Source organism: Proteus columbae, from assembly GCF_009914335.1.
Classification (GTDB): domain Bacteria; phylum Pseudomonadota; class Gammaproteobacteria; order Enterobacterales; family Enterobacteriaceae; genus Proteus.
Genome location: NZ_CP043925.1, coordinates 87,073 through 97,942, shown reverse-complemented (window position 1 = coordinate 97,942; position 10,870 = coordinate 87,073). Strand labels below are relative to the sequence as shown.

Sequence of the window (10,870 nt, the reverse complement as noted above, 5' to 3'; positions counted from 1 at the left end):
TAAATAATGTGGTTAATCGAATTGTACTCTAAATAACGTTCTAACACGTTGTAACCATGCTTCAACTTCCACTTCAACTTCCACTCAAGACGCTTAAATTTCACATCATGAGCTACTGACAAAAGTTCTCTTTAGCTTGATGGTTCACCTCCGTCATTTCATTTCTTAGTGGGACAATCTGTCTTACTACCTTTGACATCAATCGCTCCTTTGTGACTAGAGATAAATTAAGTATAGCCAAAAAAATTAAAAAAATTGGGTGATATGACACAAAAATGACAAAAGGTTATCAGCAGAAAATAACCCGCTGATAACCTTTATAAAAAAGAAATAATTAAATTACAGTAATTGAGAAAGACGGTTTAAATCTGACTGAATTGCGCCTGCGGTCACATCTCTGCCAGCTCCCGGCCCTCTGATCACAAGCGGATTATCACGATACCAACGACTTTCAATCGCAAATAAATTATCCCCTGGTAATAGCGAAGCGAGGGGATGATCTTTTCTCACGGCTTCAACACCGACTTTTGCTTTACCATTAGCATCAAAACGGGCGATATAACGTAATACCATGTCCATTTCATTTGCAGCAGCTAATCGTTGTGCCATTTGTTCATTAATCAGCGCACTGTTATCAAAAAATTCTTCTAGCGAACCAGTTTCAGCTTGCACAGGTACTAAAGATTCAACGCGCACCTGCTCTGGCTCGATGTCATAACCTGCTTCACGAGCAAGAATAACCAGTTTACGCATTACATCTTGCCCTGATAAATCAATTCGTGGATCAGGCTCTGTTAATCCTTGTTGCCAAGCTTGTTCCACCAGCTCACTGAAAGGAACTGTGCCATCAAATTGCAAAAATAACCAAGAAAGTGTGCCAGAGAAAATACCGCTAATGGATAAAATAGTGTCACCACTTTCACGCAGATCACGCACCGTATGATTAATAGGTAAACCCGCACCCACTGTAGCGTTATATAACCAATGGCGACCTGTTTTAGAAAACGCATCTCGTGTGGCACGATAGCGTACACTTGAAGCCGAGCCAGCAATCTTATTTGCACTGATAACATGAAAACCGTAGCTAGCAAAATCTTCATAAGAAGCGGCAAGAGACTCATTGGCAGTAATATCAACCACCACTAAATCATCATAAGGATGTGCTCTCATCCAAAGATAGAGTGACTCTTCCGTATGTTCAGTTGCTTCGTCATCAAAGAACGCCAAAGCGCGACTAGGATTAATCCCTTGGTAGTCCAGCAAACTGCGACGGCTATCGACCACACCCGCAAGGATAAATTCAAAATCACTGCGTGCTGATAAAGGCTCTTGTTCACGAGCAAACAATTCTAACCAACGTGAACCAATATTCCCTTTACCAAACAGCACTAAGCCAATTTGTTTTTCAGCTCTAAATAATGTTTGATGCAAACCTTGCAGCAAGTGCTCAGTATAATTACGTAATACCGCAACTAAACTGATGTTATCTTCCGCATGCCAAATAAATTCAACTGGTTGGTCTTTAAGTTGTTGATAAAAACGATGACAATGCAGAGGATTTTTACAAACACCCGCACCCACTAAAGCCACTAATGAGAAGCCTTCTCGTAAATGTAATTTACCCGGTAAAACTGCATCTTGTAGCACGTCCAATGCACTATTAGCCACTTCACTGGTATAGCAAAGTTGTAAAAGTTGACTGTCTTTATCCACACCAGTAGCTAAAGGACGAATTTGTGCACGCTTAAGTAATTCATCAACCTCTTTCGCCACTTGTTCGAAATTTTGATGTGATGTGAGTTGGAGCTCAATCAAACAAACATCATCATGGCTAGTCACTATTTTAGCACCCGTTCCTGATGCCAACACACGTTCTATACGTGTTGATCCTTGCTCTGGTTGATAGCTACAACGAAGTTGTAAATCAATATTACTGCCTGAAACGGGTTGAAGTGTACGCGTATGTAAAACTGGGGCGGCTAATCGAGCCAATTCACTCGCTTCATCTAAACGCAACAAGGGTAATAAACAAGCATCTTTTACTTTGCGAGGATCTGCACTATAAACACCCGCAACATCACTCCAAATTGTAACTTTACCAACATCGGCTAAAGCCCCCACTTGTGTTGCAGAGTAGTCACTACCGTTACGACCTAATAAGACCGTTTCACCTTGTTGATTGCGACTAATAAAACCAGTTACAACAAAACGGCTTTCAGGATGTTTAGCTAATAGTGATTGTAGTAATGGCCGAGATAACGTTTCGTTGACTTGTGGCTGAGCCGCTCTTTCAGCACACAAGAACTCACGCGCATCTAACCACACACTAGGTAAACCTTGCTCTGTAAGTAAATTCGCCATTAATCTTGCAGACCAAATTTCACCGTGGCCGACAACTTCTGCATAAGTTGCGTCTGTAATAGGTTTATCTAACAAATAACTTAAGCGTTCAAGATCAGCAATAAAGGCTTGAGAAAGTAATTCTGCATTCTCTTTTGAAAGTAACCCTTCAATTAAAGATAACTGGTAACGGCGCAACGTTTGTTGAACTTGATGGGCAGAAATACGATCACTTTGGCTAAGCTTTAGCCAGCTAATCAACTGATTCGTCGTAGAGCCCGCCGCAGAAACCACCATTAGGTCATTAGGTTGGCTATAGTTCGTCATGATATTCACGACACGTTGATAACATTTTATGTCCGCAAGACTGCTACCACCGAATTTATGTAACTGACGGCAAATCGGCTCCGCCTGTTGTTTAATCGCCACTACGCTCATGATCCATGGTTACCTTTTAGTTGCTGCATCAAACGCACTTTGCAAATCATTGATTAAATCCTGGCTATCTTCAATACCCACCGAGATACGAAGTAATGAGGGGCTGATCCCTGCTGTTTTTTTCGCTTCTTCTGACATACCTGCATGTGTCATGGTGGCAGGGTGACAAATTAAGGTTTCTACCCCACCTAAAGATTCTGCCAGTGTAAAGAGTGTTAATTGAGATAAAAAGAGTTTAATCACATCCAATCCCCCTTTTAACTCAAAACTTAACATTGCACCGAAACCTTGTTGCTGTTTTTTTGCTATTTGATGACCAACATGATTTTCCAGTGCGGGGTAATACATTTTTTCGACTAATGGCTGTGCTTGTAAAAACGCCACTAATGCCTGTGCATTTTCTTGCTGAAGTCGAATTCGAGGTACTAATGTTCTTATGCCTCGTAATAATAAATAGCTATCAAATGCGCCAGATGTGACACCAATATTATTCGCCCACCAGCTTAGCTCCTCAAGCTGTTTCTGACACTGACAGATAACAACACCAGCGACAATATCTGAGTGTCCATTAAGATATTTTGTGCATGAGTGCACAACAATATCAGCGCCTAATGCTAACGGCTTTTGCAAGACAGGACTCATAAAGGTGTTATCAGCAACCACTAAAGCACCTTGTTGATGAGCAAGTTCACTGATTTTTTGAATATCCGTTATTCTTAAAAGAGGATTACTTGGTGTTTCGATAAAAACAATTTTAGGCTGATGCGCTAAAGCCTGCTTAAGTGCAATATCATCATTTTGATCAACGAAAATCACACGGTAAGCACCACGCTCTTGTTGGCTATTAAAAAGGCGATAGCTTCCTCCATAACAATCATGAGGCGCAACAATCACATCGCCAGGTTTTAGAAAAACCGTACAAATTAAATGAATAGCTGACATTCCACTGCTAGTGACAACTGCCCCCACTCCACCTTCTAGCTCGGCTAATGCCTTTTGCACCATATCGCGTGTTGGATTACCTCGACGAGAATAATCATGAGCACGAGGCTGATTAAATTCTAAAAAATTATAGGTACTAGAAAGATAGATAGGCGGTACGACACAACCAAATTGAGTGTCTTCATTTAGCCCATTATGGATAGCAATTGTTGCTGTTTTCTTCATCATACAGGCACCTTGTCACAGCGATAAGTGGAAACGTCGAATGACAGCATATCTAATTAGACACCAAGACGTCAATACATCTAGCCATCTAAACTACTTTACGGATAGATTAAGTAATGGAATAATACACAGATTAAGAATATCGCCAGTGACTGTTACTTTTTCTCTCACCTTCAGCCAGAAGAGTCGGTGGTTTTAGAAAAGTCATGATAAACTGGTATTGCCCATCAGAATGTGGGTTAACCCTATTCTGACTTCAACTAAATGATATTAATTAAGGTAATCCATGGCTGAATGGAACGGTGAATATATCAGCCCTTACGCTGAGCATGGCAAAAAGAGTGAGCAAGTTAAAAAAATTACAGTTTCAATTCCATTGAAAGTGCTAAAAATTTTGACCGATGAACGCACTCGCCGTCAGGTTAATAACCTAAAACATGCAACCAATAGTGAATTATTGTGTGAAGCATTTTTGCACGCATTTACCGGACAGCCTCTCCCAAATGATGAAGACTTACGTAAAGAACGTAACGATGAAATCCCTGAAGAGGCAAAAGAAATAATGCGCCAGCGCGGGGTTGATCCCGATACTTGGGAGTATTAATCAGCGTCAGGTATTGACTTATTGCTTGATTAACACGAACAAAAAAGCCCAAAGCAAAAACTTTGGGCTTTTTTTCAATTCCGTGACCCGTCCTGAATAAGGTTGACACTTTTCCAATCTGAAATTGGAGAGTGTAATGAAACCAATCACTAAACGAACTCAACGCGATTATTCTCTCGCTTTTAAATTACAGCTTGTTGACCAAGTTGAAAAAGGCGAAATAACCTATAAACAAGCCCAAGATCGCTATGGTATACAAGGATGCTCTACTGTTTTAGTTTGGCTTCGTAAGCATGGTAGGTTAGATTGGTCAAACGGTACCCCTGATACTTTTTATAGAGGTTCAGCTATGACCCAATCTTCTGAACAACAAACGCCGGAACAACGCATTAAGATCCTTGAAAAGGAACTTGAAGAGGCTCGGCTTAAATCCGATTTCTTCGAAGCAGTGGTTAAAGTCATGGATAGAGACTTTGGAGTTCGTTTGTCAAAAAAGCGCAAAGCCGAGTTATTAAAGAAAAAACGGTTAAAAACCTCACCGTAACAATTGCTTGCCGTTTTATGCAGATCAGCCGACAGGCTTATTACAAGAGACTGGATAGAACTGAGGAACGAAAGAAAGCCGATTCGGCCATCATTGATGCTGTTAAATCTGAACGAGTCTTACAACCTCGACTGGGTGGGCGTAAATTACATTTTATTTTAAAGCAAAAACAGATGGTTATTGGTCGTGATCGGCTATTTTCTTTATTGAAGGAACATCAGTTACTGGTGCCTAATAAACGGGCTTATCATCGAACAACCTTAAGCCATCATCGTTTTTATCGGCATCCAAATTTAATTAAGTCAGGGTTTATCCCCACACAACCAGAACAGCTTTGGGTAGCAGATATTACCTATTTATCGACGCATGAAGGTGATACTTATTTAAGTTTAATTACGGATGCGTATTCACGAAAAATCGTGGGATATCATTTAGATAACAATATGAAAACAAGTTCAGTGAAGAAATCGTTGGTTCAGGCGTTAAAAAAACGGACTTCGACAACTTCGTTAATCCATCATTCAGATCGAGGGATACAGTATTGTTCTTCGGAATATCAGGAGATACATAAAGAGCATAATATTCAATGTTCTATGACTGATGGGTATGATTGTTATCAAAATGCCTTAGCAGAACGAATTAATGGAATATTAAAAATGGAGTATCTACTGATAAAACCGAGTAATCTGGAACAAGCAAGAAAATTAGTAGAAGAATCAATCCAACTCTATAATGAAAAACGGCCACACTTATCGTTAAACTATAAAACGCCCGATGAAGTACATCGAGCGTTTTATGCCTGAAAAGTTGTCAACCTATATCAGGACTAGTCACCGAACTGTCTGCAAGATGTCAGACTAGGCTGACATCTTGTGACAACAAATATCTTATTTGCTGCCTGGAATTTTGAAGCGTTTGTTGAACAGATCAACACGACCACCAGTTGCAACATCACGTTGTTTACCAGTATAGAATGGGTGGCATTTGTCACAAACGTCCAGATTCAGGTTATGACCTGCAGTGGAGTTGATTTTCATAACGTTACCGCAAGAACAAGATGCAGTAATTTCTTCATATTTAGGATGGATATCTTTTTGCATGGAAAACCTCTACTAAGGCCGTGTCGCCATTCAGCCCACAGCCGAACACCACACGTCGTGTTGATTGAAATTAAGTGTTTGGTAATTTATCTACCAAAGGGGGCGGATCATACAGAATATCCGCTAAACGCGCAATGAAATCTGCACACTTTTTGTGATATTCTTAGCGTCATCTTTTCGCTAAAACTCTCGGAAACCCTGATATGACCATAGTTCAGGTAATTTTACCTGTACCACTATTCTCCTCTTTTGATTATCTGTTACCAGAAGGGATTGATGCGCCTGTTATCGGCAGTCGGGTGATCGTGCCTTTTGGTAATAAACGCCGCTCTCTTGGTATTGTCAAAGGACTCAGTACACACAGTGAGTTTCCTATCGAAAAGCTAAAGCCAATTGATGAGATCCTTGATAGCGAAACACTCTTTCCGGGTGTTTTGTGGGATATGTTAAATTGGGCATCGGCTTATTATCACTATCCTTTAGGGGAAGTGCTATTTCATGCTATGCCGATTTTATTACGACAAGGAAAACCCGCAGAATTCACACCATTATGGCAATGGTATGCTACTGAAGAGGGAATTAATCTCGATCTCAATAGTTTAAAAGGTGCGAAAAAACAGCAACAAGCATTAGCTGCCCTTCGCCGTACACCTTTATATCGCCATCAACTTGATGAATTTGAAATCACAACTGCAACACTTAATAACTTAAAAAAGAAAGAGTTTGCAGATCTTCGCCCTATCCAACCGGTTCCTATACACTGGCACAATGATCTTGCGGTTCAAGGCGAGCGTTTTAAGTTAAACACAGAACAAGCTATTGCAGTAGGTGCAATCACCGCGCAGGCTGACCAGTTCTCACCTTGGTTATTATTGGGTATTACAGGTTCAGGAAAAACGGAAGTCTATTTAAGTGTATTAGAAAAAATTCTCGCGCAAGGTAAACAAGCACTGGTACTGGTGCCTGAAATTGGTTTAACACCCCAAACAATCCGCCGTTTTAAAGCACGCTTTAATGCCCCTGTCGATGTGCTTCATTCAGGATTAAATGATACTGAACGCTTAGCCGTTTGGTTACGAGCAAAACGAGGTGATAACGCCATTATTATTGGCACACGATCAGCACTTCTAACCCCTTTTCAGCATCTTGGCATTATTATTATCGATGAAGAGCATGATGGCTCTTATAAACAACAAGATGGTTGGCGTTACCATGCTCGTGATCTCGCCGTTTTCCGAGCAAAGCAAGAAAATATTCCTATCGTGATGGGAACCGCAACTCCATCAATTGAAACTAGTTTTAATGTTGAGCAAAAGAAATATCAACAACTCACACTGACTCAACGTGCAGGCAATGCAAAACCCGCAACAGAGCATTTAATTGATTTAAAAGGGCAACCGCTGACAACAGGGTTGTCTCCAATTCTGATTAAAGCAATAAAAGAGCACCTTAATGCGGGTAACCAAGTAATGCTCTTTTTAAATCGCCGAGGATTTTCACCCGCACTGTTATGTCATGAATGTGGTTGGATAGCAGAATGCCCTCGCTGTGATCACTATTATACGATCCACCAAAAACATGGCATGTTACGTTGCCATCAATGTGATAGCCAGCGACGAATTCCAGCACAATGCCCACAATGTGGTTCAACTAATTTAATCCCCGTAGGATTAGGAACCGAACAACTTGAGCAAGGGATTGGTGAATTATTTCCTGATACACCAGTGACGCGAATTGATAAAGATACAACAAGTCGCAAAGGTGCTTTAGAGCAACAACTGGAAGATATTTATCAGGGTGGCTCACGTATTCTTATTGGTACACAGATGTTAGCCAAAGGGCATCACTTTCCTGATGTCACCTTAGTGGCTTTACTTGATGTGGATGGCGCTCTGTTCTCCAGTGATTTTCGTGCAGCCGAACGCTTTGCTCAGCTTTATATACAAGTATCAGGTCGTGCGGGTCGTGCAGGTAAACAAGGCGCGGTATATTTACAAACTCACCAGCCTGATCACCCTCTGTTGCTGACACTATTAGAAAAAGGTTATGACGCTTTCACTAAAGAAGCTTTGCAGGAGCGACAAGCGACTTTTTTACCGCCTTATTCTAGCCATATTATGATCCGCTCTGAAGATCACAATAATCAGCGTGCACCTCAGTTCTTACGACAGCTCAAACAGTTTTTTGAACAACACCCAATGCGAGACGCGAATTTATGGGTAATGGGACCCGTTCCAGCAATTCAAGCTAAACGAGGTGGAAATTATCGTTGGCAATTATTGCTCCAGCATCCTTCACGGGGTTATTTACAAAAATTGATGTCTGTCACTTATCCTCAGATTGTCGCCTTACCTGAGAGTAAAAAAGTAAAATGGAATATTGATGTTGACCCAACAGACTGTTAAGGATCTTTCCTGCTCAAATGGGGGATATTTTAGTCAGACTTATGCTGCGGATACTATTTCGCTTGAATACTTGTTACAGCCCGAGATTATTTATCAATTTTGCGAACTACCTCATAAAAACGATTGGTATCACACTTTTTATGCAAACTAGGTAACAGTATCTATTTAAAAAGTGGGTAGAATAACAATTTAGAATATTTCTTGAATTAAAAACCGTCGATAAAATCCTTTTTTAAATATTGGCGGTTTTTTTGCAACAAAAAAGCAATCGTTTAACTAAACCATCCAGAAGGGAGGTATGGGGTTTGCAACAGAATAATAAAGATAATACGCAAGCAACAATGAAAGATGTTGCCCTTGCAGCCGGCGTGTCCACAGCAACTGTGTCACGTACTTTAATGAATCCGGAAAAAGTATCCTCACAAACCCGTCAGAAAGTTGAACAGGCTGTTCTTGATGTGGGCTATTACCCACATAACCTGTCAAAAAACCTTAAGCGTAACGAGTCAAAAACGATCCTTGTGATCGTACCTAACATCAGCGATCCATTTTTTACTGATGTTGTGTGTGGCATCGAAGAAACCGCTGCTCAACATGGTTATCTCGTGTTAATTGGTGATTGTAAACATCAGCAAAAACATGAAAATGCCTTTATTAATCTCATTATCACCAAACAAATTGACGGTATGTTACTTCTTGGCTCACACATTCCTTTTGATGTTTCCAAAGAAGAACAGAAAAATTTACCGCCGATGATCATGGCAAATGAGTTTGCGCCTGAACTTGAATTACCTACCGTGCATATTGATAATCTCACGGCATCTTTTAGAGCAACACACTATTTACAGCAAATGGGTCATAAGCGTATTGCATGTATTACAGGCCCAGAAGATATGCCTTTATGTCGTTATCGCTTGCAAGGCTATATTCAAGCCATGCGTAGAACAGGCGTACCTTTGCGTGAAGATTATATTATCCGTGGTGATTTTACCCATGAAAGCGGTGCAGAAAGTCTGAAAAAGCTGATTTCTTTACCAGAGCCACCAACAGCCGTGTTCTGTCATAGTGATATTATGGCAATTGGCGTTATGTGGCAGGCGAAAAAATTAGGATTAGAGCTCCCTAAAGATCTCTCTGTGATTGGTTTTGATAATCTTGATATCACACGTTATAGCGAACCAGCCCTAACAACAATGGAGCAACCTCGTTATCAAATTGGTCGTGAATCTATGTTGTTATTACTCGACCAACTACAAGGTAGACCTGTTGCACCTGGTTCTCGCTTATTAGATTGTGAGCTAATTATAAGAGACAGTGTCTGTCGGCTTAAAAGCTAGGCAAAACACACTATGTTAAGTAACATATCGTTTGTGATACCTATTCCTTTAATTATCAGCGAATCGAACTGTGGCACAACGAGACTATGTGGGACGAGGGCAGACATCTGCTCGTCGTAAAAAGACAACGAAAAGTAAAAGCAAAAAGGCTGCTAAAGGGCTGCCTTTAACGACGCTTATTGCGGCAATCGCTATTGTGGCGCTGTTTATCGGCGGCCTCTATTTTATTACACATGATAAAAAAGAAGCCGTAGAAACAACGCCAACCATCACTGGGCAACATCCAGCGAATAGCCTACCGCCAAAACCGCAAGAGCGTTGGCAATATATTAAAGAATTGGAAAATCGTCAGGTAGGTACGCCTTTACAGCCTGAATATCCTTCATCGGGTAGCCAGATTAATCCGAAAGCAACACTTTCGCCTGAGCAGTTACGTTTTTTACAACAAATTGAAGCGGATAAGCGTCAACCTGCTGTTCAACTGCCAGAAGTGCCTTACAATGGTGAAGTACCGCGCTCACAAGTGGTTGTAACACCACCTGCAACAACAACACCTTCTGTTGCACAACAGCCTGTACAAACTCAACCACCGCAAGTACCTGTACCTGCAATTGTTACACCGCCTAAACCCGCTGTTACTGAAGCAAACTTTTTAGTGCAATGCGGCTCATTTAAAAATACCGAACAAGCTGAATCAGTGAGAGCAACTCTGGCTTTTTCTGGTGTTGAAAGCCGAGTAACGAAAGGAAATGATGGTTGGATCCGCGTCTTATCAGGTCCTTACAGTAAAGAACAAGCCAACTCTGTGAGCAGACAAGCAGCTGGAGCTGGCGTATCAGGTTGTATTCTTCGCTCTTCTGGGGGTTGAAAAATAAATTTTCTCCCCCACCTATAATTCTAATTCACACAACGGGCAGTGCTTTATCTTAAATAAA

Annotated in this window: 8 protein-coding genes; 5 read left to right on the top strand and 3 right to left on the bottom strand. The window is 40.9% G+C overall.

The genetic code is table 11. From position 1 onward, the window contains the following. Nucleotides 1–339 precede the first annotated feature (339 nt). Together F1325_RS00440 and metB are read right to left on the bottom strand one after the other, a co-directional pair. On the bottom strand, nt 340–2,778 hold the full coding sequence (locus F1325_RS00440) for a bifunctional aspartate kinase/homoserine dehydrogenase II (RefSeq protein ID WP_109373419.1): 2,439 nt from the start codon (nt 2,776–2,778) through the stop codon (nt 340–342). 9 nt (nt 2,779–2,787) lie between these two features. Next, nucleotides 2,788–3,948: a cystathionine gamma-synthase gene (gene metB / locus F1325_RS00435; protein ID WP_160229873.1), complete on the bottom strand. Its 1,161-nt coding sequence runs from the start codon at nt 3,946–3,948 to the stop codon at nt 2,788–2,790. 283 nt (nt 3,949–4,231) lie between these two features. Between metB and metJ the strand changes: the two genes are divergently transcribed. Continuing rightward, the gene (gene metJ, locus F1325_RS00430; RefSeq protein WP_006534139.1) at nt 4,232–4,549 is read left to right on the top strand and encodes a met regulon transcriptional regulator MetJ; all 318 of its coding nucleotides are present in this window, start codon (nt 4,232–4,234) and stop codon (nt 4,547–4,549) included. 136 nt (nt 4,550–4,685) lie between these two features. Next, a protein-coding gene (locus tag F1325_RS00425; RefSeq protein ID WP_160229872.1) for an IS3 family transposase occupies nt 4,686–5,896 on the top strand; the annotation gives its coding sequence in 2 pieces (ribosomal slippage) (nt 4,686–5,028 and nt 5,028–5,896; 1,212 coding nt in all). 84 nt (nt 5,897–5,980) lie between these two features. Here F1325_RS00425 and rpmE read toward each other — a convergent pair. Next, nucleotides 5,981–6,193, bottom strand: coding sequence for a 50S ribosomal protein L31 (rpmE, locus tag F1325_RS00420; RefSeq protein WP_006534140.1), 213 nt, complete (start codon nt 6,191–6,193; stop codon nt 5,981–5,983). A gap of 203 nt (nt 6,194–6,396) precedes the next feature. On the opposite strand from rpmE, the gene priA reads away from it, so the two are divergent. The 3 genes from priA to ftsN all read left to right on the top strand — a co-directional run bounded on the left by priA (nt 6,397) and on the right by ftsN (nt 10,803). After that, a complete protein-coding gene (gene priA / locus F1325_RS00415; protein WP_160229871.1) occupies nt 6,397–8,598 on the top strand; it encodes a primosomal protein N' in 2,202 nt (733 codons plus the stop codon). 341 nt (nt 8,599–8,939) lie between these two features. Next, on the top strand, nt 8,940–9,935 hold the full coding sequence (cytR, locus tag F1325_RS00410) for a DNA-binding transcriptional regulator CytR (RefSeq protein ID WP_229578522.1): 996 nt from the start codon (nt 8,940–8,942) through the stop codon (nt 9,933–9,935). A gap of 70 nt (nt 9,936–10,005) precedes the next feature. Next, on the top strand, nt 10,006–10,803 hold the full coding sequence (ftsN, locus tag F1325_RS00405) for a cell division protein FtsN (RefSeq protein WP_109373416.1): 798 nt from the start codon (nt 10,006–10,008) through the stop codon (nt 10,801–10,803). Nucleotides 10,804–10,870 lie beyond the last annotated feature (67 nt).

Coding starts and splice junctions, on each gene's coding strand:
- metJ (WP_006534139.1), top strand. CDS start 4,232: ATGGCTGAATGGAACGGTGAATATATCAGCCCTTACGCTGAGCATGGC.
- priA (WP_160229871.1), top strand. CDS start 6,397: ATGACCATAGTTCAGGTAATTTTACCTGTACCACTATTCTCCTCTTTT.
- rpmE (WP_006534140.1), bottom strand. CDS start 6,193: ATGCAAAAAGATATCCATCCTAAATATGAAGAAATTACTGCATCTTGT.
- cytR (WP_229578522.1), top strand. CDS start 8,940: ATGAAAGATGTTGCCCTTGCAGCCGGCGTGTCCACAGCAACTGTGTCA.
- metB (WP_160229873.1), bottom strand. CDS start 3,948: ATGATGAAGAAAACAGCAACAATTGCTATCCATAATGGGCTAAATGAA.
- F1325_RS00440 (WP_109373419.1), bottom strand. CDS start 2,778: ATGAGCGTAGTGGCGATTAAACAACAGGCGGAGCCGATTTGCCGTCAG.